The 23,165-nt window shown below is 72.1% G+C and carries 22 protein-coding genes; 13 read left to right on the top strand and 9 right to left on the bottom strand.

Annotation, left to right across the window (positions count from 1 at the left end; genetic code table 11):
* Positions 1 to 268: 268 nt before the first annotated feature.
* Together ABZ484_RS23820 and ABZ484_RS23815 are read right to left on the bottom strand one after the other, a co-directional pair.
* Positions 269 to 1,816: a DUF3152 domain-containing protein gene (locus ABZ484_RS23820; protein WP_358867929.1), complete on the bottom strand. Its 1,548-nt coding sequence runs from the start codon at positions 1,814 to 1,816 to the stop codon at positions 269 to 271.
* 569 nt (positions 1,817 to 2,385) lie between these two features.
* Positions 2,386 to 3,573, bottom strand: coding sequence for an alpha/beta fold hydrolase (locus ABZ484_RS23815; RefSeq protein WP_358867928.1), 1,188 nt, complete (start codon positions 3,571 to 3,573; stop codon positions 2,386 to 2,388).
* Positions 3,574 to 3,773: 200 nt separating this feature from the next.
* On the opposite strand from ABZ484_RS23815, the gene ABZ484_RS23810 reads away from it, so the two are divergent.
* The 4 genes from ABZ484_RS23810 (at position 3,774) to ABZ484_RS23795 (ending at position 5,788) form a co-directional block, all read left to right on the top strand.
* Positions 3,774 to 4,001 (top strand): hypothetical protein, encoded by a 228-nt coding sequence (locus ABZ484_RS23810; protein WP_030176217.1) that lies wholly within the window; start codon positions 3,774 to 3,776, stop codon positions 3,999 to 4,001.
* Positions 4,002 to 4,211: 210 nt separating this feature from the next.
* The gene (locus ABZ484_RS23805; protein WP_358867927.1) at positions 4,212 to 4,862 is read left to right on the top strand and encodes a TetR/AcrR family transcriptional regulator; all 651 of its coding nucleotides are present in this window, start codon (positions 4,212 to 4,214) and stop codon (positions 4,860 to 4,862) included.
* A 240-nt stretch (positions 4,863 to 5,102) separates the two neighbouring features.
* Entirely contained in the window at positions 5,103 to 5,330 is a 228-nt protein-coding gene (locus ABZ484_RS23800) for a DUF3107 domain-containing protein (RefSeq protein WP_030176223.1), read from the top strand.
* Between the two features lie 188 nt (positions 5,331 to 5,518).
* On the top strand, positions 5,519 to 5,788 hold the full coding sequence (locus ABZ484_RS23795) for a hypothetical protein (protein WP_358867926.1): 270 nt from the start codon (positions 5,519 to 5,521) through the stop codon (positions 5,786 to 5,788).
* A 63-nt stretch (positions 5,789 to 5,851) separates the two neighbouring features.
* On the opposite strand, the gene ABZ484_RS23790 is transcribed toward ABZ484_RS23795, so the two are convergent.
* The gene (locus ABZ484_RS23790; RefSeq protein WP_358867925.1) at positions 5,852 to 6,598 is read right to left on the bottom strand and encodes a ferritin-like fold-containing protein; all 747 of its coding nucleotides are present in this window, start codon (positions 6,596 to 6,598) and stop codon (positions 5,852 to 5,854) included.
* Positions 6,599 to 7,104: 506 nt separating this feature from the next.
* Here ABZ484_RS23790 and ABZ484_RS23785 point away from each other — a divergent pair.
* Both ABZ484_RS23785 and ABZ484_RS23780 read left to right on the top strand, forming a co-directional pair.
* A complete protein-coding gene (locus ABZ484_RS23785) occupies positions 7,105 to 9,762 on the top strand; it encodes a DEAD/DEAH box helicase (RefSeq protein WP_358867934.1) in 2,658 nt (885 codons plus the stop codon).
* A 129-nt stretch (positions 9,763 to 9,891) separates the two neighbouring features.
* Positions 9,892 to 10,806: an alpha/beta hydrolase gene (locus ABZ484_RS23780; RefSeq protein WP_358867924.1), complete on the top strand. Its 915-nt coding sequence runs from the start codon at positions 9,892 to 9,894 to the stop codon at positions 10,804 to 10,806.
* A 33-nt stretch (positions 10,807 to 10,839) separates the two neighbouring features.
* On the opposite strand, the gene ABZ484_RS23775 is transcribed toward ABZ484_RS23780, so the two are convergent.
* A complete protein-coding gene (locus ABZ484_RS23775; protein ID WP_358867923.1) occupies positions 10,840 to 11,748 on the bottom strand; it encodes an NYN domain-containing protein in 909 nt (302 codons plus the stop codon).
* A gap of 207 nt (positions 11,749 to 11,955) precedes the next feature.
* On the opposite strand from ABZ484_RS23775, the gene ABZ484_RS23770 reads away from it, so the two are divergent.
* Positions 11,956 to 12,132 carry a hypothetical protein gene (locus ABZ484_RS23770; RefSeq protein WP_159007048.1) on the top strand — a complete coding sequence of 59 codons (177 nt, stop codon included), beginning with the start codon at positions 11,956 to 11,958 and terminating at the stop codon, positions 12,130 to 12,132.
* Positions 12,133 to 12,205: 73 nt separating this feature from the next.
* Here ABZ484_RS23770 and ABZ484_RS23765 read toward each other — a convergent pair whose 3' ends face one another.
* The 3 genes from ABZ484_RS23765 to ABZ484_RS23755 all read right to left on the bottom strand — a co-directional run bounded on the left by ABZ484_RS23765 (position 12,206) and on the right by ABZ484_RS23755 (position 14,543).
* On the bottom strand, positions 12,206 to 12,811 hold the full coding sequence (locus tag ABZ484_RS23765; protein ID WP_358867922.1) for a MarC family protein: 606 nt from the start codon (positions 12,809 to 12,811) through the stop codon (positions 12,206 to 12,208).
* A 52-nt stretch (positions 12,812 to 12,863) separates the two neighbouring features.
* Complete coding sequence (locus tag ABZ484_RS23760; protein ID WP_358867921.1) at positions 12,864 to 13,721, bottom strand: PHP domain-containing protein; 858 nt, start codon at positions 13,719 to 13,721, stop codon at positions 12,864 to 12,866.
* A 180-nt stretch (positions 13,722 to 13,901) separates the two neighbouring features.
* Positions 13,902 to 14,543, bottom strand: a complete 642-nt coding sequence (locus tag ABZ484_RS23755; protein WP_358867920.1) for a DUF6758 family protein — start codon at positions 14,541 to 14,543, stop codon at positions 13,902 to 13,904.
* Between the two features lie 185 nt (positions 14,544 to 14,728).
* Between ABZ484_RS23755 and ABZ484_RS23750 the strand changes: the two genes are divergently transcribed.
* Complete coding sequence (locus ABZ484_RS23750) at positions 14,729 to 15,958, top strand: MFS transporter (protein WP_358867919.1); 1,230 nt, start codon at positions 14,729 to 14,731, stop codon at positions 15,956 to 15,958.
* Between the two features lie 31 nt (positions 15,959 to 15,989).
* On the opposite strand, the gene ABZ484_RS23745 is transcribed toward ABZ484_RS23750, so the two are convergent.
* Positions 15,990 to 16,586 (bottom strand): suppressor of fused domain protein, encoded by a 597-nt coding sequence (locus ABZ484_RS23745; RefSeq protein WP_030176240.1) that lies wholly within the window; start codon positions 16,584 to 16,586, stop codon positions 15,990 to 15,992.
* Between the two features lie 474 nt (positions 16,587 to 17,060).
* Here ABZ484_RS23745 and ABZ484_RS23740 point away from each other — a divergent pair, with 474 nt between their 5' ends.
* Together ABZ484_RS23740 and ABZ484_RS23735 are read left to right on the top strand one after the other, a co-directional pair.
* Positions 17,061 to 18,176, top strand: a complete 1,116-nt coding sequence (locus ABZ484_RS23740) for a magnesium and cobalt transport protein CorA (protein ID WP_358867918.1) — start codon at positions 17,061 to 17,063, stop codon at positions 18,174 to 18,176.
* A gap of 62 nt (positions 18,177 to 18,238) precedes the next feature.
* A complete protein-coding gene (locus ABZ484_RS23735) occupies positions 18,239 to 18,751 on the top strand; it encodes a hypothetical protein (protein WP_358867917.1) in 513 nt (170 codons plus the stop codon).
* A 60-nt stretch (positions 18,752 to 18,811) separates the two neighbouring features.
* On the opposite strand, the gene ABZ484_RS23730 is transcribed toward ABZ484_RS23735, so the two are convergent.
* Complete coding sequence (locus ABZ484_RS23730) at positions 18,812 to 19,582, bottom strand: hypothetical protein (RefSeq protein ID WP_358867916.1); 771 nt, start codon at positions 19,580 to 19,582, stop codon at positions 18,812 to 18,814.
* A gap of 357 nt (positions 19,583 to 19,939) precedes the next feature.
* Here ABZ484_RS23730 and ABZ484_RS23725 point away from each other — a divergent pair, with 357 nt between their 5' ends.
* Genes ABZ484_RS23725 through ABZ484_RS23715 form a run of 3 tightly spaced genes read left to right on the top strand, consistent with a single transcriptional unit; the run spans position 19,940 to position 23,082 of the window.
* On the top strand, positions 19,940 to 21,319 hold the full coding sequence (locus tag ABZ484_RS23725; RefSeq protein WP_358867915.1) for a CBS domain-containing protein: 1,380 nt from the start codon (positions 19,940 to 19,942) through the stop codon (positions 21,317 to 21,319).
* Positions 21,309 to 21,905 carry a DUF1003 domain-containing protein gene (locus ABZ484_RS23720; protein ID WP_358867914.1) on the top strand — a complete coding sequence of 199 codons (597 nt, stop codon included), beginning with the start codon at positions 21,309 to 21,311 and terminating at the stop codon, positions 21,903 to 21,905. Before ABZ484_RS23725 ends, ABZ484_RS23720 begins: the two co-directional genes overlap by 11 nt.
* Before the next feature lie 43 nt (positions 21,906 to 21,948).
* Positions 21,949 to 23,082 (top strand): Mrp/NBP35 family ATP-binding protein, encoded by a 1,134-nt coding sequence (locus tag ABZ484_RS23715; RefSeq protein ID WP_358867913.1) that lies wholly within the window; start codon positions 21,949 to 21,951, stop codon positions 23,080 to 23,082.
* Positions 23,083 to 23,165: the final 83 nt, after the last annotated feature.

Here is a 23,165-nt window from a genome sequence, read left to right as displayed (position 1 = left end):
CACCCTCGACGAGGACACCACGGGAAGACGCACAGGAGGCCGGACATGTCACGTCCACATCCACGTTCACTGGAAGGCAAGGTCGCGCTGGTCGCCGTCGCGCCACCAAAAGGGGTGAACGGTCGTAACTTTCCCGTGCGGGTCGCGTTCTGTCGCGCTAGGAGATCATTCGGACACGTGACGTCATGCCCGCGTCGACGGTTCGACTCCCTTCGCGCGCGCCCCTGCGGCCGGCGGCGGCATCACGGTCGAGCGTCGGCGGCTCGCGTCAACTCACGGGATACGGCCAGGGGTTGGGCAGGCAGTGGATTCCGTCGTGGTCCAGGAACTTCGTCTGCTGCTGCATGACCGGCGCGAGCGCGCCGTCCTTGTCGCAGGTGACATGGCCGTGACCCAGCCGGTGGCCGACCTCGTGGTTGATCAGCATCTGCCGGTAGGCGTACATCTTGTCGCCGTAGGTCTTCGAGCCCTGCGCCCACCGGTAGGCGTTGATCATCACGCGCTCGGTGGCGGCGGAGTCGCAGGAGACGTTGTCCTCGGTGGTGTCCAGGCCGGACTTGGCGCACCAGACGGCGGTGGTGCCGGGGCTGGCGAGCGTGATCACGAAATCGGGCCGGCCGGAGGAGACGCGCTCGAACTTACGGGCGCCGTCGTGGGCCCAGCTGCGGTCGTCGTTGAGCGTCTTCTGCACGGCCTCGGCGAAGAGAGCCCCGTCGAGTCCCAGGCCCTCCTCCACATCGACCCGGTAGGTGTACTTCCGGCCCTTGCCCGGCGCCTTGGCGAAGCCCGGCACCGCCTGGAACCTGCCCGAGCCCTTGAGGGTGGGGCTGAGCGCGTACTTCGCGTTCATCTTCTGGCTGTACGTCAGCGCAGGTGCGGCGGCCGGCACGGACGGTGCCGCCTGCTGGTCCGTGCCCGCGTCGTCGCGGGCGTCGCGGGCCTGGTCGGTGGCGGACTTCGATCCCGCGCCGGTGCCGGCGTGGCCGTCCGTGACCTGCCCGGCGACGATGACGGCGAGCACGGTGGTGACGGCGGCGGCCGCGATGCCGGTGAACGTCCGCCCCTTGGTGCTGCCGCCCGGCGCGGGTGCGCCGGTGGGCGGTGCGTCGTCCTCGTCGGTGCCGGCCTCGGCGACGCGCCCCGCCGCGGCGGCCGTGGAGGCAGTGGAGGCCGTTGAGGCTGGGGAGGCCATTGAGTCCGGGGAGGCCTGAGCTATCGGAGCGCCGGGGGCGGCAGCGGCCGCCGGGCCGGCCGAGAGATACGTCCCCGTCCCGCCGTTGCGGGGCCGGGGCGTGAAGACGTCGTCGACGCCGTCACTGTCGCCGAAGGCGTCGAGATACTCCTGGCGGGGTCCCGCCTCGGGTGCCCGCCGCTGCCGGGGGATCGGTACGCCGGGGCGGGCTGCCATGCCCGCGGCAGCACCGGGCCCTGCCGAGGCGCCGAGGCCGGGCGCCCCTGCCCGTCCCGGCACCGCGCCGCCCGCCCCACCGGCACGCGGCCCCAACTCTCCCCAGCCGCCCCCGCCTTCACGCTGCTCCGGATGTCCCCCCCGAGCTCGCGGCACACCATGGGCCGGGGTGCCGTCGGGGAGCCGGGGAACACCGTGGGCGGGCGTGCCGTCGGGGAGCCGGGGCACGCCGTGGGCGGGCGTGCCGTCAGGCAGGCGCGGGGCCACGTGGGCAGGCGCGCCGCCGGGGAAGCGGGGGACCCCATGGGCCGGCGTGCCACCAGGGAAGTGGGGGACCCCATGGGCGGGCGTGCCGTCGGGGAAGCGGGGGACGCCGTGCGCCGGTGTTCCGTCGGGGAAGCGGGGCACCCCCTGCGCGGGTGTCCCGCCGGAGAGACGCGGACCCCCGGGGGTAGCAGCGCCGTCGGGCAGGCGCGGGACTCCGCGCGCCGGAGTGCCGTCGGGCAGGCGCGGGACCCCATGGGCGGGCGTGCCGTCCGGGAACCGCGGAACACCGTGGGCGGGCGTGCCGTCGGGCAGGCGCGGGACACCGTGTGCCGGTGTGCCGCCAGGGAAGCCGGGTGAGCCGGAGGTGAAGCCGGTCGGTGCGCCCGGGACCGGGGTCGAGGGCCCCTCGGGGACGCCGTATGCCCCATACGTCTCGTATGCCGGGACACCGCCCATCGGTCGCTGTCCTGGCAGCGGGCCGGAGCCCGGCCACCGCGCGGGCGGCACCCTGCTCGGACCCGAACCCGGACCCGAACCCGAACCTGGACCCATGCCTGGCCCCGGTCGGCCCTCGGGGGCCGTGCCCGTGCCCTGCCCCGGTACGGAGCCCGTTCCCGGGCGGCCTCGGCCGCCGTCCCGTGTTGCGGCTGTGTCCGCGGTGTCGCCCTTGGGGGCCGGTCCGCGACGGCTGTGGCGTCCCACCTGGTCCCTCAGCCCCCCATACTCACGCCGGAAGGCCCGTCATCGGCCCCCGCGCCGTCCGAGCCGGCGCGCTCTCTCACCGGACCCACCGGACCCACGGGATTCACCGGACCCACCGATGCCTCCTCCGCGTCCACCTGTCTCACCGGCCCATCCCCCGCGTCCGCCCTTCTCGTCCCAGCCGCCCCCTCGACCGCCTCTCTCGGCGGAGCCTGCGCAACGCCCGTCCCTCTCGGTGGAACCTCCCCCGTGTCCGCGAGCAGTTCTCGGAAGGCCGTCGCCACCGTCTCCGGGTACTCCATCATGGCGACATGGCCCGCGTCCGGCAGAGTGAGGAGGCGGGAGTCGCGGAAGGCACGGGCGGCACGGTGGGCCATGCGGTAGCCGACGAGCTGGTCCCGGCCGCCGTAGATCAGCAGCGTGGGCGCGAGGACGCGCTCGGCCTGGCGCCACAGTCCGTGCTGGCCGCCCAGCGTGTACGCGTCCACGATCCCGCGCGCGGAGCGCGCCATGGCATCCCAGAAGTACGGAAGCCGCAGCCGGCGTTCCATCTCCTCCACCGCATTGCGGAACCCCTCGGGCGTGACCCGCCCCGGATCGCCGTAGCAGAGGGCCATCACTCCACGGACCCGCTGCTCCGCCGTCCACTCCCGGGTGAGCCGGGTGAAGAAGGCGGCCACGCCGGGGAGCGCCAGCAGCGCCGTCGGCACGGCGCTGCGCTGCACCCGCAGCTCGGGCAGCGCGGGCGAGACCAGCGTCAGCGTCCGGACGAGGTCCGGGCGCAGCGCGGCGACGCGCGTGGAGACGGCACCGCCGAGCGAGTTGCCGAGCAGGTGGACCGGCCCGCGGTCGGAGGCGTCCAGAAAACGGATGACCGCGCGCGCGTGGGCGGTGACCGAGTAGTTGCCGTCGTCCGGCGGCGGAGAGTCCCCGAAGCCCGGCAGGTCGATCGCCTCGCCGTCCACGACGTCCTGGAGCAGCGCCATCAGCGCCGACCAGTTCTGCGAGGAGCCGCCGAGCCCGTGGACGTACAGCGCGGGCGGCAGGCCCTTTTGGGCGGGCGGCCTGGAACGCACCGTCAGGGTGATCCCCGACAGTCCGACCGAGCGCAGTCGCTCGCCCTCCTCGACCCTGACGGGTGCCACCCTGGGAAGAACGTTGGCGGGCGGCACGGAGGGCAGCTCGGTCGAAGACATGCGGCAATGTTACGAGACGATCACGTACCGGCTCATGTGTTCGCCGTCACAGATCGCGCGCATTCGGAGCTGTGTTCGCAGCGGTATTCGGGCCCCGGACCGCATGGCGTCCACATCGGGTGTCTCCTACGCTCGTACAGAGGGCACCCGCATGTAGCCCCTGTTTCTTCCGGGGACACTCACAAGAAGGGAGCCCGGGCATGGCAGTCGACCCCACCGATCCCGAGACGTTCGAGAACGAGAACGAGGAGGAGAACGTCCCGGAGATCGACGTCGAGGCCCCGGAGGGCGACATCGCCGAGCAGCAGGCGGAGCTGGCGCAGGAACGCGACGAGCCGCTGACGCGCGTGGAGCCCGACCGGGCGAACGAGGCCGACCTCGTCGAGCAGGCGCGGGTCGTGTCCCTCGACGAGGACGACTACCGCTGACGGCCGACGCACCGCTGAGCGGCCCGACCACCACGACTGAACAGCGGTGGAGCCCTCGTATGCCCTAACTGAACCCGTTCGAAACCATTGGACCGGTTTCTTCACCGTCCGGTACGTGAAATTCTGCGCTCGCACCGCGCACAGTACGGTTACCGAAAAGTACGATGGCGGCGCGGCGCACACCGCACAGGGACGACTTTGGGAGGCGGCGTGACAGCCATCGAGCAGACAGAGGCGGCACGCCCGCGAGGCACGCGCCTGCCGCGCCGTGCCCGACGGAACCAACTGCTGGGCGCCGCTCAGGAAGTCTTCGTGGCGCAGGGCTACCACTCGGCGGCCATGGACGACATCGCCGAGCGGGCCGGCGTCAGCAAGCCGGTGCTCTACCAGCACTTCCCGGGCAAGCTCGACCTCTATCTCGCACTGCTGGACCAGCACTGCGAGTCGCTCATCCAGGCCGTGCGCAACGCGCTGGCGTCGACGACGGACAACAAGCAGCGCGTGCGCGCCACGATGGACGCCTACTTCGCCTACGTCGAGGACGACGGCGGGGCCTTCCGGCTGGTCTTCGAGTCGGACCTGACGAACGAGCCCGCGGTGCGCGAGCGCGTCGACAAGGTCACGGTGGAGTGCGCCGAGGCGATCTGCGACGTCATCGCCGAGGACACCGGTCTCTCGCGCGCCGAGTCGATGCTGCTCGCCTCGGGCCTGGGCGGCCTCGCCCAGGTGGTGGCCCGCTCGTGGCTGCACAGCGACCGCAGCGTCCCGCGCGACCAGGCGGTCCAGCTGCTGACGTCGCTGGCGTGGCGCGGCATCGCGGGCTTCCCGCTGCACGGCACCGAACAGCAGCAGCACCACTGAGCCTGCCTGCCGGATCTGCCTACCGGATCCGCTTGCGGGACCTGCCTACCGGATCTGCCTGCCGGACCTGTCTGCCGGAGCGCAGGCCGAGCCGGCGGGGCGAACCGGCGGGATTGTTCCCGCCGGCTGTTCGCTCCTGGCGTGCCCGGGCGCAGCGTACGGATCCCCTCACCGGGCTAATGTGTGCTGGGTACGGCGCGGAAGGCCGCGCACTTCACTGACCGTCGGAGGGACATAGCCGTGGAGGTCAAGATCGGCGTGCAGCACGCGCCTCGCGAGATCGTTCTGGAGAGCGGTCAGAGCCCCGAGGAGGTCGAGCGGGCGGTCGCCGAGGCGCTGGCCGGCAAGTCGCAGCTGCTGACCCTCGTGGACGAGCACGGCCGTAAGGTGCTGATCCCGGCCGAGCGTCTGGCGTACGTCGAGCTGGGCGAGCCGTCGCCGCGCAAGGTGGGCTTCGGCGCGCTGTAGTCACGCGAGTCGAGAACGCGAGCGGGGTCCAGCCGGCCGGTGGTCGGCGGGACCCCGCTCGTCTCGTTCTGCCGGCCCGTTCACAGGTGGCGCACGAACAGCCCACAGGGGAGGGTTGTGTTCCGCAGGTCAGGGGTATGACCGGCTACGACCGAGAGGCTCCGGCCGACCGCCTGGGAGGGACCCTCATGTTCTTGGAAACGCTCGGCTCCGCCGTGCTCGGTCTGCTGCTCGGCTGGGCCGCGTTCCACCGGCTGTCCCACCGGCTGCCGTCCCGCCTGCTGGTCCTGTCGACCGCCGTGGCGGGTGCGCTGTTCGGGGGGTTCGTCACCCACAGCGCGCTGGGCTCCGGCGGCATCCTGCTGAACCTGCTGGGCGCTGCGGTCGTCTCCGCCGCCTCCCTGTCCCTGCTGCTGCGCCCGGCCGGCCGCCTGCGCCGACGATCCCTGACGGCGTAGCCGCCGAGGACCGCCGGGAACCAGGGCGCGGGAACTCGGGCGCGGGGGCTCAGGCGCAGGGGCTCACGCCGCCAGGCCCAGCGCGGCCATCCGCTTGGTGTGGGCCTCGGTGATCCGGGAGAACATCTTGCCGACCTCGGCGAGGTCGAAGCCGTCCGCGACGCCGCCGACGAGCATCGTGGACAGCGCGTCCCGGTCGGCCACGACCCGCTGGGACTGCGACAGGGCCTCGCCCATCAGGCGGCGCGCCCACAGCGCGAGCCGGCCGCCCACGCGCGGGTCCGCCTCGATCGCCGCGCGCACCTTCTCCACGGCGAACCCGGCGTGCCCGGTGTCGTCGAGGACGGCGAGGACCAGCTCGCGCGTGTCGGAGTCCAGGCGGACGGCGACCTCGCGGTAGAAGTCGCTGGCGATCGAGTCGCCGACGTACGCCTTGACGAGCCCTTCCAGCCAGTCCGAGGGCGCCGTCTGCTTGTGGAAGCCGTCGAGCGCGGCGACGAACGGGTCCATCGCGGCCGTCGGCTCCTCCCCGATCTCCGTGAGCCGGTCGCGCAGCCGCTCGAAGTGGTGGAACTCGGCCGACGCCATCTTCGCCAGCTCGGCCTTGTCCGCGAGGGTGGGCGCCAGCTTGGCGTCCTCCGCGAGCCGCTCGAAGGCCGCGAGCTCCCCGTACGCGAGAGCCCCGAGCAGGTCCACGACCGCGGCGCGGTACTGCGGGTCCGCGGCGGCCGTCGTCCAGTCCTGGGCGGCGATCCCGGTGCGTTCGGCGGGGGCGTCGGCGGCGTTCTCAGGCTTGTCAGAGCTCGTCATGAAGCGCACAATAGCCCGCTCGCCGCCCCTTCGAAGGACCCGGTCAACCGGTGTGACGACGACTACGTGACCAAATCGGCCATCGCGTGTGCACGATTCCGGGGTATGGTGGTAATGCGCCTGCTGGTACGCCGACGTGTTTCGGTGTGCCTCGACAGGCCGCACGCATGAGGATGCCCGGTCGGTGGCCCGATCGGCTCCGACCCGACAGCCCTCCCAGGCCGTACGCCACTGTGCGTACGACGACCGGAGGGACCTCCAAGCGGTACGAGCGCTAGAGCGTCGGCAGAGGTCCCGTGCCATACGGCTTGCCTGAGCGGTATGCCCGTACGGCGGCCGACGTCCCCAAGGCACGGTCACGCGACAAGACCCCCGCGCTCGCCTCGCACCGCGCACACAGAAGAGGCAGCACCCTGACTACGACGTTCCGATCCCTCGGGATCCTCCCCGAGACCGCCGAGGCCCTGGAGGCCGTCGGCATCACCACTCCCTTCCCCATCCAGGAGATGACCCTCCCCGTCGCCCTCTCCGGCACGGACGTCATCGGCCAGGCCAAGACCGGCACCGGCAAGACGCTCGGCTTCGGCCTTCCGCTCCTCGAGCGCGTGACCGTGCCCGCCGACGTCGAGGCGGGCCGCGCCGAGCCCGAGGCTCTCACCGACTCCCCGCAGGCGCTGGTCGTCGTCCCCACGCGCGAGCTGTGCGTCCAGGTCACCAACGACCTGTTGACCGCCGGCAAGGTGCGCAACGTGCGGGTCACCGCGATCTACGGCGGCCGGGCCTACGAACCCCAGGTGGAGGCCCTGAAGAAGGGCGTCGACGTGGTCGTCGGCACCCCGGGCCGCCTGCTGGACCTGGCCGGCCAGAAGAAGCTGAATCTGAAGCACGTCAAGTGCCTGGTGCTCGACGAGGCCGACGAGATGCTCGACCTGGGCTTCCTCCCCGACGTCGAGAAGATCATCGACATGCTGCCGGCCAAGCGGCAGACCATGCTGTTCTCGGCGACCATGCCGGGCGCGGTCATCGGCCTCGCGCGCCGCTACATGTCCCGGCCCACGCACATCCGCGCCACCGCGCCGGACGACGAGGGCGTGACGGTCGCGAACATCAAGCAGTTCGTCTACCGCGCGCACTCCATGGACAAGCCCGAGATGGTCGCCCGCATACTGCAGGCCGAAGGCCGCGGGCTGGCGATGATCTTCTGCCGGACCAAGCGCACGGCGGCCGACATCGCCGAGCAGCTCCAGCGTCGCGGCTTCGCCTCCGGCGCGGTCCACGGCGACCTCGGCCAGGGCGCCCGCGAGCAGGCGCTGCGCGCCTTCCGCAACGGCAAGGTCGACGTCCTCGTCTGCACCGACGTCGCCGCGCGCGGCATCGACGTCGAGGGCGTGACCCACGTCATCAACTACCAGTCCCCCGAGGACGAGAAGACGTACCTGCACCGGGTCGGCCGTACCGGTCGCGCGGGCGCCAAGGGCACGGCGATCACCCTCGTCGACTGGGACGACATTCCGCGCTGGCAGTTGATCAACAAGGCGCTGGAGCTGGACTTCAACGACCCGGTGGAGACGTACTCGAGCTCCCCGCACCTGTTCTCCGACCTGGACATCCCCGCGGGCACGAAGGGCACCCTGCCGCGCTCGGAGCGGACCCGCGCCGGACTGGACGCGGAGGAGCTGGAGGACCTCGGCGAGACCGGCGGTCGCGGCGCCCGCGGGCGCGGTGGCCGGGGCGGTCGCGGCGAGGCGCGCTCCACCGACCGCGAGCGCGAGCGTGAGCGCCCGGCGCGCACCCCGCGGCGGCGCCGCCGGACGCGCGGCGGCGCACCGGTGGACTCGGATACGGCGGCCTCCGGTACGGCGTCTTCGCACACGCCGGTCGCGGACGCCCCGTCCGATGTCGCGTCGGCGGGATCCACGGCCGGGGACGAGACCACCACCCGTACCCCGCGCCGACGTCGGCGCACGCGCGGCGGCGCGGCGGCGCAGCCGGTGGCAACCGCTGCCTCCGTGGCCCCGGAGGCCCCGGAGGACACTGCCGAGTCGCCGGCGGCCGCGGAGGCCGTGGTGACGACGGCGGAGGGCCCGGCCCTCGACGCCCCCGAGACCCCGGAAAAGCCGCGCCGCCGCCGCACCCGCAAGTCGGCGGAGCGCACGGTCGAGGCGTCGGCCGTCACGGCCGAGGCATCGCCCGTCACGGCCGAGACCGCGGTCGCAGTCGACACCGAGGACACCGAGCAGGCGCCGGCCGCGCGCCGTGCCCGCAAGAAGGTGGCCGCCACCGCCCAGACCACGTCGGACACGGCGGAGGGCAAGGCGCAGCAGGCCGAGTCGGCGGAACAGGTGGGACAGGCGGGACAGGCGGAGGAGCCCAAGCCCCGCCGCCGCACCCGCAAGGCCGCCGAGCCCGTCACCGCCGAAGCGGCGGTCGACACCGCCGAAGGCGCGACCGAGGCCGAGGCCAAGCCGCGCCGCACCCGCAAGAAGGCCGCCGCCCCGGAATCGGCGGTCGACACCGCCGAAGGCGCAACGGCGTCCGAAGCCAAGCCCCGGCGCACCCGGAAGACGGCCGCCACGGCTGCCACGGCCGGGTCGCCGCAGGACGCCGAGGCGAAGCCGAAGCGCACCCGGAAGGCCGCGGCCACCGCCGACGACGCCGTCGAGACGGCCGAGGGCGTGACCGCCGCCGAGGCCAGGCCGAAGCGCACCCGCAAGGCCGCGGCCTCCGCACCGGAAGCCGCCGCCGACACCGGCGACGCCACCGAGGGCACGGAGGCCAAGCCGCGCCGTACGCGCAAGAAGACGGCCGCCGCTGCCGAGGCGACGGCGGTCGCCGAGGAGGCGGAGGCCAAGCCGCGCCGCCGCACCCGCAAGGCCGCCGAGCCCGTCACCGCCGAAGCGGCGGTCGATACCGCCGAAGGCGCGACCGAGGCCGAGGCCAAGCCCCGGCGCACCCGGAAGAAGGCCGCCGCGGCCCCCGAGGCGACGGCTGCCGTCGTCGACGGTGCCGACGAGGTCAAGCCGCGCCGCCGCACCCGCAAGGCCGCCGAGCCCGTGACCGCGGAGATCCCGGCGCAGGCCACCGGTGAGCCCGAGCCGGAGGCCAAGCCCAGGGCGCGGCGCACCCGGAAGGCGGCGGCCTCGGTGGAGTCCGCGGAGGCCTGAGCTCACGACCCGACGGCCCGGCCCACCTCGTGTGGGACCGGGCCGTCGGCGTCCCTCCACACGGTGACGCGCCCGTGATGGAGGCGTTCCGCCCGCGTCCTTCGCCCGCGCGCCCGATAACCTCGCGGCATGAGCAGGCCTCCGACCTTCCGTCCGCCGGCCGGTGCCCGGGCCTACCGGTTGCGCACCGCTCGCGGTGAGTTCGCCGTCGTCGACGCGCCCGCGGCGCCCGGTGCCCAGGCGCGGGGCACCGCGCTGCTGCTGCCGGGGTTCACCGGGAGCAAGGAGGACTTCAACCCGCTGCACGAACCGCTCGCGGCGCGCGGCTACCGGACCGTGGCCGTGGACGGGCGAGGCCAGTTCGAGTCGGACGGGCCGGCGCACGACGAGTCGGCGTACGCACAGGAGGAACTCGCGCGGGACGTCCTCGCACAGGCCGAGGCGCTCGGCACACGCGTGCATCTGCTCGGGCACTCCCTGGGCGGGCAGATCGCCCGCGCGGCCGTGCTGCTCGACCGCTCCCCCTTTCTCTCACTCACTCTCATGGCCTCGGGCCCGGCGCAGATCTCCGCCTCGCAGCGGCAGCGGGTGAAGCTGCTGCGGGACGCGCTGGGTGTGATGACGATGGCCCAGGTGTGGGACGTCATCCAGGCGATGGAGCCGCCCGAGGAGACGGACACGGCGCCGGACGCGGGCCTCGATGCCCGGGAGGACCTTCGGCGGCGCTGGCTGGGCAACAAGCCCGCGCAACTCCTCGCCACCGGGTACCAGTTGTGCACCGAGCCGGACCGCGTCGCCGAACTCGTGGCGGTCGGGCTGCCGTTCCATGTGCTGTCGGGGGCGCGGGACGAGACCTGGCCGCTGCCGCTCCTGGACGACATGGCCGTACGGCTCGGCGCCCGGCGCACGGTCGTCGTGGGCGCCGAGCACTCCCCCAACTGCGACCAGCCGCTCCCCACCGCCCGCGCCCTCGCCGACTTCTGGGACGACGCCACCCGCGACACGGACGAGACCGAGGCCCCGCGCCGGACCGGCGCCCACTGAGTGCCACCGAGGGCCGAAGCACCGCTGGTACTGCTAGTACTGCGCCTGCAAGTGGTCCCAGAAGCCGTCCCGCAGGGCGCGGCGCAGGTCGGCCTGGCCGCGCAGCGAGTACTGCAGCAGCCCCTCGGCCTCGACCAGGAGGTCCTGGTCGACCGAGCCGGGCAGGTAGGGATGGCCGGGGAGGAGTTCCACCAGGGTGTCCCGGCCGCGTGCCGCGAGCCACTTCGCGGCGATCTGCGCGCCCACGAAGCGGACGTCGTCGCGGCTGGGCCGGACGCCGCCCGCCGGGTCGTACGTCACGGCCGTGCGCCGGGAGACGTACGGCTTGAAGAAGTCGAGGTCGAGGGTGCGCTGGCTGTCGACCTCCCACAGCAGCGGCTCGGCCTGGTTGCGGCCCTCGGGCGCCTCGATGCCCCAGAGGTGGACCCGGGCGCCGTAGCCCTGGGCGGCCTCGACCGCCGAGACCAGGTCCTCGTCGCCGCCGAGCAGGGCCGCGTCGCTGATGGCGCGGTGCCGGGCCAGGGACTCCAGGTCCGTCCGGATCAGTGAGTCGACGCCCTTCTGCTGGTTGTTGGCGTTGAGGTTGCCGAGGCGGACCTTGACGTCGGGCAGTTCGGCGATGGACTGCTGCTCGGCGGTGTGGATGCGGCGGCGGGCGCCGTCGTACCAGTAGACGCGCAGCAGCCGGCTGTCGGCGAAGACGGTCCGGGCGCGGTCGATGAGCGCGTCGATCAGACCCTCGGCGTCCAGATCGAAGGCGCGGCGGTCCTCCGTCCCGGCGACCAGCCGGCCCACGGCGGCGTAGAGGTAGCCGGCGTCGACGAAGATCGCATGGGTCGAGGGTGTCTTGGCCACCTCGGCGAGCATGCGTTCCAGCAGCTCGTTCGTCCGGTCGATGCGGGCGGCCAGCGCCGCATGGTCCTCGTTCATGGCCTCGTTCATCGCCTCCATTGTCCCGGCGATCACGCTGCGAACACAACCGGTCCCGGTCGGTCGAGCAACCGCTCTCTACCGGTCAGTAATTAGACGTTCGAAAAATTTCTTTAGTTTAGGGAATGTTCGTAACACACGGATCGTTGACTATGCATGGAACACGGGGCTCAACCTCCCCGTAAACCACCCACCTCACCAGTAATTCTCCGCAGGAGGATGACCAGACGAAGGGAGAAGCCCGTGCGCTTCGAGATCATGCGACTCGACGAGGTCGACGGCACCACCGTGGACAGCACCGTCGTGGACGCCGCCTCCGTCAACCGGATCGTTCAGCAGGCCGCCGCGATCGGCCAGCGGCTCTGGATCCGCCCGGCCGAGACCACAGCCTCGTAACGGCGGACCGTTTTTGACGCTTCGAGCCCCCGTACGGCACTCACGCCGTACGGGGGCTTCTTGCATATCGGCCTCAGGCGCCCCGGACCACCTGGAGGACACCGTTGATGATCTGCTGCACGGCGATCGCGGACAGCATCATGCCCGCCAACCGGGTCACCAGCACCACACCGCCGTCCTTGATGACCCGGATGATCAGCAGCGAGTAGCGCATCACCAGCCACAGCACGACGTGGATCGCGAGGATCGCCGACCACACCGACACCTGCGTGGCCACGCTGTCGGCCCTCTGCACGGCGAGGATCACGGACACGATCGCGCCGGGACCGGCGAGCAGCGGCATGCCCAGCGGGACGAGGGCGACGTTCACGTCCTTCGTCTGTTTCGGCTCGTCGGTCTTGCCGGTGAGCAGGTCGAGCGCGATGAGCAGGAGCAGCAGCCCGCCCGCGATCATCAGCGCGGGCACGGAGACGTGCAGATAGTCGAGGATCTGGTGGCCGAGCAGGCCGAACACCGTGATCACCCCGCCGGCCACGCAGACGGCCTGGAACGCCATCCGCCGCTGCACCCGTGCGGCGCGTCCACCGGTCAGCGCTATGAAGATCGGAGTGATCCCAGGGGGATCCATGATGACAAAAAGGGTCAGAAAGAGAGAGCCGAAGACGGCGACGTCGAACATGAGGGCCTTGCGAAAGAAGTGAAGAGGTGAGAGTGGACCGAAGCGTCGTGGCTCAGACTCCGCCGGCGCCCGGCACCGGGAACGCCCCGGCAGCCCGCCGGGTGATCTCCCCGTAGACCTCGGGGTCCGTGGTGAACTCGCCGAGCGAGACGGACTTCCGGCTGCCGTGGTAGTCGCTGGAACCGGTGACCAGCAGCCCCAGTTCCGCGGCAAGGCCGCGCAGCCGCGCCCGGGTGTCCGGGTCGTGGTCCATGTGGTCGACCTCGATGCCGTCCAGTCCCGCGGCGGCCATCTCGGCGATGGCGGACTCCGGCACCGTGCGGCCCCGCTTGACGGCCGCCGGGTGGGCGAACACGCAGACCCCGCCGGCCCCCTTGACCAGCCGGATCGCCTCGAAGGGGTCCGTCTCGTGCTTCTCGACGTAGGCCCGGCCGCCGTCGGCCAGCCACTGGTCGGTGAAGGCGTCGCCCACGGTCGGTACGACACCGAGCTCGACGAGCGCGGAGGCGATGTGCGGCCGTCCGACCGAGCCGTCGCCCGCGATCCTCGCGACCTGCTCCCAGGTCACCGGCACGCCGAGCGCGTTCAGCTTGGCGATCATGCCCTTGGCCCGCGGCACCCGGTCGTCCCGGACCAGCTCACGCTCGGCGAGCAGGGCCGGCTCGGTGGGGTCGAAGAGGTAGGCCAGCATGTGCATGCTGGTGCCGTCGATACGGCAGGACAGCTCGGCGCCGGTGACGAGGGTGAGCCCCTCGGGCAGCGCGGCGATCGCCTCGGCGTGTCCGCGGGTGGTGTCGTGGTCGGTCAGCGCGACGACGTCCAGACCGGCCGCCGCGGCGTTCAGCACCAGCTCGGCCGGGGTGTCCGTGCCGTCGGACGCGGTGGAGTGGGTGTGCAGATCGATGCGCACGACACGGACTCCAGGCGGTGACGGGACGGAAGGGGACACCCAAGGATAACGGGAGCCGGAGCATGCCCTGTCACACCCGAGACGCCGGGACGCCCCCTACACGCTCCCCCTCCCTCTTCCCCCCTCCCCAATCCTCCGCACCTCAGGTCCGGGCGTCCCTGCGGAGACGACAGCCGGCCCCTAGGGATGCAGCAGCCGCGGCGAGAGCGCCCCGCACGGCACCAGCTCGACCTCGGCGCCGGCGTCGCGCAGGTCGGCCAGCACCAGTTCGTCGTACATCAGCAGCCCCGACTGCTCGGGCCACACCACCGCCCACAGCCACAGCCCGCGCGCCTCGCCCGCGAACACGGCGCGGTCGACCGGGGCACCGGAGACGTGCCAGAGCGGGGTGGGGCGGCCACCGGCCAGCACCTTGGCGTCCGGCGGCTTCTCCACGTTCAGGGACGGCCCGGGGTCCGGGCCGTCGATGCCGGCGTAGCGCGCGCCGAGGCCGACGCCGAGTTCCTCGGCGACCAGGATCAGCTCCCCCACACCGCCGAGCGGGCCGGGACCCGAGCAGGCGACGGCGGTGGCGCGACCGCCGCTGCGGTCGTCACCCGCGTAGACCACGCCGGTGAACAGCCAGCCGACCGGCAGCGGCCACGGCATCCACACCGGCACCTGGGTGCGGTGCATGACCACACCAAGGGCCTCGACGCTGGGCGGGATCACGGGCTGCAGCGGATACACCGTCCCGTGCACCTCGCACCGCCAGGCGTCGCTGAAGAGTCCGGGAGCCCTGACCCGGCCACCGCACTTCGGGCAACTGGGTTCGCCCCTCATAGGGCCCCACGGTCCTACCCGGACCGCGCCGCGTCAAGGACGATCACCCGACCGGAGGGAACACCTGACCAGGCAGAACTAGATGCATGTTGCATCAATTAGCCGAGCTAACTTACTATGTGTATAAGCCAACCAAATTGGCGACCCTCTACCTCACGGCGATCTCACCGGGATTGGAGCACGGCATGGCCGAGGACCCCTTCGACGCGGGAGCGGGCAGCATCCTGCGGCAACCGAAGGCCGTCTGGGCGACGGCCGGCGCGTCCGTCGTCGCCTTCATGGGCATCGGGCTCGTCGACCCGATCCTGCCCTCCATCGCCAAGGGCCTGAACGCCACCGCCAGCCAGGTCTCCCTGCTGTTCACCTCGTACTTCCTGATCACCGCCTTCGCGATGCTGGTGACCGGCTTCGTCTCCAGCCGCATCGGCGGACGCAAGACCCTGCTGCTCGGCCTCGCGTTCGTCGTGGTCTTCGCCGCCCTGGCCGGCACCTCCGGCTCGGTCGGCCAGCTGGTCGGCTACCGGGCCGGCTGGGGACTCGGCAACGCGCTGTTCGTCTCCACCGCCCTCGCCGTGATCGTCGGCGCGGCGGCCGGGGGCAGCGCCGCCGCGATCCTCCTCTACGAGTCGGCGCTCGGCCTGGGCATGGCGTGCGGCCCGCTGCTCGGCGCGCTGCTCGGTGACGCCAGCTGGCGCTACCCGTTCTTCGGCACCGCGTTCCTGATGGCCGTCGGCTTCCTGTGCATCACGGCGTTCCTGAAGGAGCAGCCGAGGCCGGCCCGCAGGACCTCGCTGCTGGACCCGATCAAGGCGCTCGGCCACGGCGGTCTCGCCTCGGCGGCGGTCTCGGCGTTCTTCTACAACTACACGTTCTTCACCGTGCTGGCCTTCACGCCGTTCGTGCTGAACATGACGCCGTACAAGTCGGGCGCGGTGTTCTTCGCCTGGGGCGTGCTCCTCGCCGTCTTCTCGGTGATCGTGGCACCGCGCATGCAGAAGCGGTTCGGCTCGCTGAAGGTGCTCGGCGGTTCGCTGGTGCTGCTCGCCGCCGACGTGGTCGTGCTCGGCTACGGCGACCACACCACCGCGATCGTCTGCACGATCCTGTCCGGCGCGTTCATCGGAGTGAACAACACCGTCTACACCGAGCTCGCCCTCGGCGTGTCGGACGCTCCGCGCCCGGTGGCGAGCGCGGGCTACAACTTCGTGCGCTGGTTCGCGGCCGCCGCCGCGCCCTATCTGGCGCCGAAGATCGAGGAGTGGACCGACCTCCACATCCCCTTCGTGGTCGCCGGCGCCACGGCGCTCGCGGGCGCGCTCGTGGTCCTGCTGCGGCGCCGTGCGCTCACGCACGAGGCGGAGGAGCACCAGCCGCAGCACGCGACCCAGGACAGCGTCGCGGTGTTCGCCAACTGACGCTCCTCGGCGATTCGTTGAGTGAGATCGGTCACTCCAGCGGGACGGACCGGCGGGCGGGGTCCCGCAGGTCCGTCCCGTTCGTCAGCCAGCGCTCCTGGAGGGCCTGCGCGCCGTGCACCCGCTTCCAGGCGGCCTCGTTCGGTGTCATCGGCAGCAACGGCAGGAACCGCACGGGGTCCAGCGGCGCGTCGAGCTCCAGGTCCTCCACCAGGCCGCCCGGCTCGGCCACCAGGACCGAGGTGAAGGGCGCGCCGGGCCACAGCGGCTCGCCGACGTCGAGCGAGGCCCCGGGCGCCACGACCACGCCCTCGACCTGCGGGGACGCGGCCAGCACGGCCAGCGGGCGGAGCACCTTGCCGGTGTCGGCGAGGCCGGCCCTGACCGACAGGACGAGTTCGGCACGCGGCCCCTTGACGGGGTCGGCGAGCATCGCCGTGGGGTCCGTCATCGGGTGCGCGGACATGCCGAGGGTGGCGTAGCGGACGATGGCCCCCTCCCCGTCCTCGCCGGCGAAGCGGAGCACCTCGATGCGGTCCGTGCCGAGGAAGGTGACCGCCGCCCGCGCGTCCGGCTCGCCGAGCGCGGAACGCAACCGGGCCTCGACCAGAGGAAGAACATCAACCATGCGGCGAGCATAGAACTCGTCAGTAGCGGGCAAAGCGGCGCCTTGACACGTCGGCCGACTGATATTCTTGCCCGGTGGTTCGGGGCAGCACGCAGAAGCGTTGCTATCGGGTCCCGACGCCGAGGGAACTCCCTTACGAGGGACCGGCCGGAGGAGGTGGGGCTGTCATGGATCGAAGTCGACCGTGCAGTAGCACCCGCTCTTCCCGCCGTTGACGCAGCCTTTTCCGGTTGCGTCTGCTCGTACTGTCTGGCCACCGCCTCCCGTATGCGCGCCTTCACGCGGAAGAGCACTACGTCTCGCTTTGCCTGATCTGCGTCAGTAGCTGAATCAGCAATGAAGCCCGCCACCGCGACGGTGCGGTGCTCCCCGCTTTGTGGACGTGCGAAACATCTACGCACCGGACGTCCTCATTCCGGGCAGTTCCGACCGCTGTCGGCGGCTCTTCGTTGCTCGTCGCGAAGGAGCCCCGCCATGTCGATGATTCGTGACCTGCGTGCCGTGGTCCGCCCGTCCCGTCCGGCGCCGCGCAAGGAGACCGGCGCGTACGACACCACGCGCGACCCGGCGTCGTCCTCCGCCGTCGTCGACTGCGCCGTCTACCGCGACGGTGCACGCCTCGAGACGCCGAAGCCGCTCACCCCGCAGGAGGCCATGCGCCATGTGCGGCGCGACGGCGGCTTCGTGTGGATCGGGCTGCACGAGCCGACCGAAGCGGAATTCGCCGGTATCGCCACCGAGTTCGGACTGCACCCGCTGGCCGTCGAGGACGCGGTCCAGGCCCACCAGCGGCCCAAGCTGGAGCGCTACGACGACTCCCTCTTCACCGTCTTCAAGACCGTCCACTACGTCGACCACGACCGGCTCACGGCCAACAGCGAGGTCGTCGAGACCGGCGAGGTGATGTGCTTCACCGGGCGGGACTTCTTTATCACCGTCCGGCACGGCGGCCAGGGCTCGCTGCGCGCCCTGCGGCACCGGCTCCAGGACGACCCCGAACTGCTGGCCAAGGGCCCCTCGGCCGTCCTGCACGCCATCGCCGACCATGTCGTCGACGGCTACATCGCGGTCGCGTCCGCCCTTCAGGACGACGTGGACGAGGTCGAGACCGAGGTGTTCTCGCCGGGCCGGGGCCGGACCCCGCGCGGCACCGACGCCGGCCGGATCTACCAGCTCAAGCGTGAGGTCATGGAGTTCAAGCGGGCGGTCTCGCCGCTGCTGCGGCCCATGCAGCTGCTGAGCGAGCGGCCGATGCGGCTGATCGACCCGGACATCCAGAAGTACTTCCGGGACGTCGCCGACCACCTCGCCCGTGTCCAGGAGCAGGTCATCGCCTTCGACGAACTGCTCAACTCCATCCTCCAGGCCAACCTCGCCCAGGCGTCCGTGGCGCAGAACGAGGACATGCGGAAGATCACCGCCTGGGCCGCGATCATCGCCGTCCCGACGATGGTGTGCGGGGTCTACGGCATGAACTTCACGTACATGCCGGAGCTGCACTGGAGGTACGGCTACCCGGTGATCATGAGCATCACGGTCGCGATCTGCCTCGGCATCCACCGCACACTGAAGCGGAACGGCTGGCTGTGAGGCCTGCCGGTGGCGGCGACGGCCCTCGTGGGCAGGGCCCCGTCCCTCGTTAGTCTTCTGCCATGACAAGAGCGACGCTCGACCTGGCCCTCGTCGAGGAGGCCACGAAGAAGTCCGGCCTCATCTGGGTCAAGGGCCCCGGCGTCCCGGCCCGTGCCCTGTGGCACGTCTGGCACGAGGGCGCGGCCTGCCTGGTCGGCGGCGGCCCCGGCGAGCAGCCGCTGCCGCACCTGGCCGACGGGGGTGTCGCCGAGGTGACGGTGCGCAGCAAGGACAAGGGCGGCCGGCTGGTCACCTGGGCCGCGAAGGTCGTGGAGCTCGCGCCCGGGTCTCAGGCGTGGCAGGCGGCGGTGGCGGAGCTCAAGGGCAAACGCCTGAACGCGCCCGACGGCGAGGCCATGACCGACCGGTGGGCCCGCGAGTGCCGCGTCCTGCGCCTGGAGCCGACGGGGACGGTCGCACCGCTGCCCGACGGCTCGCTGGCCCAGGCTCCGCTGCCGACGCCCGCGACGACCCGCCGGCCGATCCCGGCCGGACTGCCCCGGCTGCTGCTGCGGAAGCGGCGGCGGAAGTAGCCGGGCCACCGGAGGCGGGGCGAGCGTGAGGGTGCGGGTGAGCGTGAGGGTGCGGGTGTTTCAGGACGTCGGCAGCTGCTTGCCGTAGTCGACCGTGTCGTTCTTGTCCGGTTCGGTCAGGGAGAAGTCCTTGCCCCACTCCGAGAAGGTGAGCGTTCCCGCGTCGCCCGCGCGCACCAGGCGCACCGGGTAGGGCGTGCCCTCCAGGGAGACGTCCAGGGTGCCGCCGGTGCCCTTGCCGCCGGTGATGCGGATGGTGCGGACGCCGGACTGCTCGTGGTGGCCGTCCGCGGCCAGGGTGCCGTGCAGCGTGAGCAGGCCGTCGAGGAGGACGTTCTTGTCGGTGAAGCCGCTGAAGCGCTGGTACGCGGGGTCGTCCTGCGGCACCTTCACGTACTTGCCGTCGAGCTTGTCGGCGGCGCCCGTGTCCGTGCCGCCGCCACCGTCCTTGCCGTCGCCCTCGGCGTGGCTCCAGAAGTCGGCGTCCGCCTTCAGATACAGCTTCTTGCCGATCCGCAGCAGCCCGAAGGTCACTCCCTGCGAGGTGACCGAGCCGGATCCGCCGTCGGCCTTCAGGCGCATGTCGAGCCGGTACGTACGGCCGTTGCTGACGACGTTCCCGGACAGGTGCACGGCGTCCGCGGAGTCCGCCGCCGTCCGCGTCCTGGCCTGGATCCGGTCGGCCGGCAGTTTGCCGACGCCGTTGGTGCCCGCGTCCGGATCCTTCTCGGAGCACCCCGCGAGTCCCGCTCCCGTGACGGCGACCAGCGCGCACAGCGCGCTCACCAGCGCGGCCCGGCGGGAACGGCGGCCCTGGGGAATCGCGGTCACAGGTGGCGCTGCCTTTCTGACGGGAGCGACGGGTGCGAGGCATGCGAGAGGTGCGACGGGTGATACCCGAAGCGGCGTAACGCAGCGTACCGGTGCCGCCGACGAGGAACGGAGCCAGTCCGTCCGGACCGCTCACCAGGGCGTATCCGAACCGGACGGGCTAGCCTGAAGCCCACCTGAACGGGCAAGCGGGAAAAGACACCCACCACACCCACGAGATGCCGTACGCATCACGAGCACGCGCAACGGCAGAGCACGCGACAACGCCGCAACGGCACGCAGACACAAGGGCACAGCAGGAACAAGGGCACAGCAGGCACAACGGCAAGCAGGCACAACGACAAGGGAGGCGCGGCCATGGCAGCGGGCGCCCCGCGGATCTTCGTCTCGCACCTGTCCGGCGTCGCCGTCTTCGATCCGGCCGGCGACCAGGTGGGGCGCGTGCGGGATCTGGTCGTCATGCTGCGCGTCGGGCGCCGGCCGCCCCGGCTGCTCGGGCTGGTCGTCGAACTCTCCACCCGGCGGCGCATCTTCCTGCCCATGACCCGGGTGACGAGCATCGAGTCCGGCGAGGTCATCACCACGGGCGTGCTCAACGTCCGGCGGTTCGAGCAGCGGCCCACCGAGCGGCTCGTCTTCGGTGAACTGCTGGACCGGCGGGTGACGCTGGTGGAGACCGGTGAGGAGGTCACCGTCCTGGACCTGTCGGTGCAGCAGTTGCCCGCGCGCCGGGACTGGGAGATCGACCGGGTCTTCGTCCGCAAGGGACGCAAGGGCGGCGCCTTCCGGCGCGGCAGGGGCGAGACGCTGACGGTCGAGTGGTCGGCGGTCACCGGCTTCTCCCTGGAGGAGCACGGGCAGGGCGCGGAGAACCTGCTCGCCACGTTCGAACAGCTGCGCCCCGCGGACCTCGCCAACGTGCTGCACCACCTCTCCCCCAAGCGGCGCGCCGAGGTCGCCGCCGCCCTGGACGACGACCGGCTCGCCGATGTCCTCGAGGAGCTTCCCGAGGACGACCAGATCGAGATCCTCGGCAAGCTGAAGGGCGAGCGCGCGGCCGACGTCCTGGAGGCCATGGACCCGGACGACGCGGCCGACCTGCTCGGCGAGCTGCCCGTGGAGGAGCAGGAGCGGCTGCTGGGCCTGATGCAGCCCGCCGACGCGGCCGAGATGCGGCGGCTGATGTCGTACGAGGAGCACACGGCGGGCGGTCTGATGACGACCGAGCCGATCGTGCTGCGCCCGGACGCGACCGTCGCAGACGCCCTGGCCCGCGTCCGCAACCCCGACCTGTCCCCCGCGCTCGCCGCCCAGGTCTACGTCTGCCGTCCGCCCGACGAGACCCCGACCGGCAAGTACCTGGGCACGGTCCACTTCCAGCGGCTGCTGCGCGACCCGCCCTACACCCTGGTCAGCTCGCTCCTCGACGACGATCTCCAGCCGCTCGCCCCGGACGCCGCGCTGCCCGTGGTCGCCGGGTTCTTCGCGACCTACGACATGGTGGCGGCGCCCGTCGTCGACGAGGCCGGCTCGCTGCTGGGCGCGGTCACCGTGGACGACGTGCTGGACCACATGCTGCCGGAGGACTGGCGGGAGACCGAGTTCCACCTGGACGAGCAGGCGGCTCTCGGACCGGTGGCCGGACCGGCGGCCGGACGGGGCGGCGGACCGGCTGCCGGACCGAGCGCCGGACCAGCTGCCGGACCGGGCAAGGGGGCGGGCGCCCATGGCAGCTGACCGTGACAGCGTCCGCGAGCGCCACCCGGCGGGCGCCACCGCCGCCGGCCGGCCCCGGGCGGGCCGGCTGGACCAGCCGCGCGCTCCCCGGCGCAGGCTGCTGCCGGAGTACGACCCGGAGGCCTTCGGGCGGATGTCGGAGCGGATCGCCCGCTTCATCGGCACCGGGCGGTTCCTGGTCTGGATGACGGTGGTGATCCTGGTGTGGGTGCTGTGGAACGTCGCGGCACCGCGGCATCTGCGCTTCGACGAGTACCCGTTCATCTTCCTGACGCTGGCGCTGTCCCTCCAGGCCTCCTACGCCGCCCCGCTGATCCTGCTGGCGCAGAACCGGCAGGACGACCGCGACCGGGTCAACCTGGAACAGGACCGCAAGCAGAACGAGCGGTCGATCGCCGACACCGAGTACCTGACCCGGGAGATCGCCGCGCTGCGCACCGGCCTGGGCGAGGTGGCGACGCGCGACTGGATCCGCTCGGAGCTGCAGGACATGATGAAGGACCTGGAGGAGCTCCGGGACGGCCATCGCGAACATGCCGTATTCCCGGCAGAGCGCCCGCGCGGGCGTGACATGGACGACCGCTGACGGGGGTCCCGGGGCCGCCGCCGCGGGCCGTACCATCGTCCTTATGGCTACGGAAGACGCGGTGCGCGCAGCGCTGGCGACGGTTGACGACCCCGAGATCCACCGACCCATCACCGAACTCGGGATGGTCAAATCCGTGGACATCGGCGCGGACGGAGCGGTCGCGGTCACGGTGTACCTGACGGTCTCCGGCTGTCCCATGCGCGAGACGATCACCCAGCGTGTGACCGACGCGGTCTCGCGGGTCGAGGGCGTCACCCGCGTCGACGTCTCGCTCGACGTCATGAGCGACGAGCAGCGCAAGGAGCTGGCGAACGCCCTGCGCGGCGGCCAGGCCGAGCGCGAGGTCCCCTTCGCCAAGCCGGGCAACCTCACCCGGGTCTACGCGGTCGCCTCCGGCAAGGGCGGCGTCGGCAAGTCCTCGGTGACGGTGAACCTGGCGGCGGCGATGGCGGCCGACGGCCTGAAGGTGGGCGTGGTCGACGCCGACATCTACGGCCACAGCGTGCCGCGGATGCTCGGCGCGGACGGCCGCCCGACCCAGGTCGAGAACATGATCATGCCGCCGTCGGCGAACGGCGTGAAGGTCATCTCCATCGGCATGTTCACCCCGGGCAACGCGCCGGTCGTCTGGCGCGGCCCGATGCTGCACCGCGCGCTCCAGCAGTTCCTGGCGGACGTGTACTGGGGCGACCTGGACGTGCTGCTCCTGGACCTGCCGCCGGGCACCGGCGACATCGCGATCTCCGTGGCGCAGCTGGTCCCGAACGCCGAGATCCTGGTCGTGACGACGCCGCAGCAGGCCGCCGCCGAGGTCGCCGAGCGGGCCGGCTCGATCGCCGTGCAGACCCACCAGAAGATCGTCGGCGTCGTCGAGAACATGTCCGGCCTGCCCTGCCCGCACTGCGGCGAGATGGTCGACGTCTTCGGCACGGGCGGCGGCCAGCTGGTCGCCGACGGCCTGACCCGCACCACCGGCACGACGGTCCCGGTCCTCGGCAGCATCCCGATCGACGTCCGCCTGCGCGAGGGCGGCGACGAGGGCAAGCCGGTCGTCCTGACCGACCCGGACTCCCCGGCGGGCTCGGCCCTGCGCGCGATCGCGGGCAAGCTGGGCGGCCGCCAGCGGGGGCTGTCGGGGCTGTCCCTGGGGATCACGCCGAAGAACAAGTTCTGAGCCTCCGCCGCCTGCGGGCGGCCTCCTGAGCCCCCTGGTCGGGCTCTCAGGCGCTCGTACGACGAAGGGGCGCCGTCCGCTGC

This window comes from Streptomyces sp. NPDC006393, assembly GCF_040628575.1.
Taxonomy (GTDB): domain Bacteria; phylum Actinomycetota; class Actinomycetes; order Streptomycetales; family Streptomycetaceae; genus Streptomyces.
This window is presented reverse-complemented; position numbering and strand designations above follow the sequence as displayed.

What these genes read in the sequence shown, in the direction of transcription:
- ABZ484_RS23810 (WP_030176217.1), top strand. Translation starts at nt 3,774, where the DNA reads ATGGCAGTCGACCCCACCGATCCCGAGACGTTCGAGAACGAGAACGAG.
- ABZ484_RS23815 (WP_358867928.1), bottom strand. Translation starts at nt 3,573, where the DNA reads ATGTCTTCGACCGAGCTGCCCTCCGTGCCGCCCGCCAACGTTCTTCCC.
- ABZ484_RS23745 (WP_030176240.1), bottom strand. Translation starts at nt 16,586, where the DNA reads ATGGTTGATGTTCTTCCTCTGGTCGAGGCCCGGTTGCGTTCCGCGCTC.
- ABZ484_RS23755 (WP_358867920.1), bottom strand. Translation starts at nt 14,543, where the DNA reads ATGAGGGGCGAACCCAGTTGCCCGAAGTGCGGTGGCCGGGTCAGGGCT.
- ABZ484_RS23775 (WP_358867923.1), bottom strand. Translation starts at nt 11,748, where the DNA reads ATGAACGAGGCCATGAACGAGGACCATGCGGCGCTGGCCGCCCGCATC.
- ABZ484_RS23715 (WP_358867913.1), top strand. Translation starts at nt 21,949, where the DNA reads ATGGCTACGGAAGACGCGGTGCGCGCAGCGCTGGCGACGGTTGACGAC.
- ABZ484_RS23750 (WP_358867919.1), top strand. Translation starts at nt 14,729, where the DNA reads ATGGCCGAGGACCCCTTCGACGCGGGAGCGGGCAGCATCCTGCGGCAA.
- ABZ484_RS23740 (WP_358867918.1), top strand. Translation starts at nt 17,061, where the DNA reads ATGTCGATGATTCGTGACCTGCGTGCCGTGGTCCGCCCGTCCCGTCCG.
- ABZ484_RS23780 (WP_358867924.1), top strand. Translation starts at nt 9,892, where the DNA reads ATGAGCAGGCCTCCGACCTTCCGTCCGCCGGCCGGTGCCCGGGCCTAC.
- ABZ484_RS23720 (WP_358867914.1), top strand. Translation starts at nt 21,309, where the DNA reads ATGGCAGCTGACCGTGACAGCGTCCGCGAGCGCCACCCGGCGGGCGCC.
- ABZ484_RS23770 (WP_159007048.1), top strand. Translation starts at nt 11,956, where the DNA reads ATGACCAGACGAAGGGAGAAGCCCGTGCGCTTCGAGATCATGCGACTC.
- ABZ484_RS23765 (WP_358867922.1), bottom strand. Translation starts at nt 12,811, where the DNA reads ATGTTCGACGTCGCCGTCTTCGGCTCTCTCTTTCTGACCCTTTTTGTC.
- ABZ484_RS23725 (WP_358867915.1), top strand. Translation starts at nt 19,940, where the DNA reads ATGGCAGCGGGCGCCCCGCGGATCTTCGTCTCGCACCTGTCCGGCGTC.
- ABZ484_RS23785 (WP_358867934.1), top strand. Translation starts at nt 7,105, where the DNA reads ATGACCCTCCCCGTCGCCCTCTCCGGCACGGACGTCATCGGCCAGGCC.
- ABZ484_RS23735 (WP_358867917.1), top strand. Translation starts at nt 18,239, where the DNA reads ATGACAAGAGCGACGCTCGACCTGGCCCTCGTCGAGGAGGCCACGAAG.
- ABZ484_RS23795 (WP_358867926.1), top strand. Translation starts at nt 5,519, where the DNA reads ATGTTCTTGGAAACGCTCGGCTCCGCCGTGCTCGGTCTGCTGCTCGGC.
- ABZ484_RS23790 (WP_358867925.1), bottom strand. Translation starts at nt 6,598, where the DNA reads ATGACGAGCTCTGACAAGCCTGAGAACGCCGCCGACGCCCCCGCCGAA.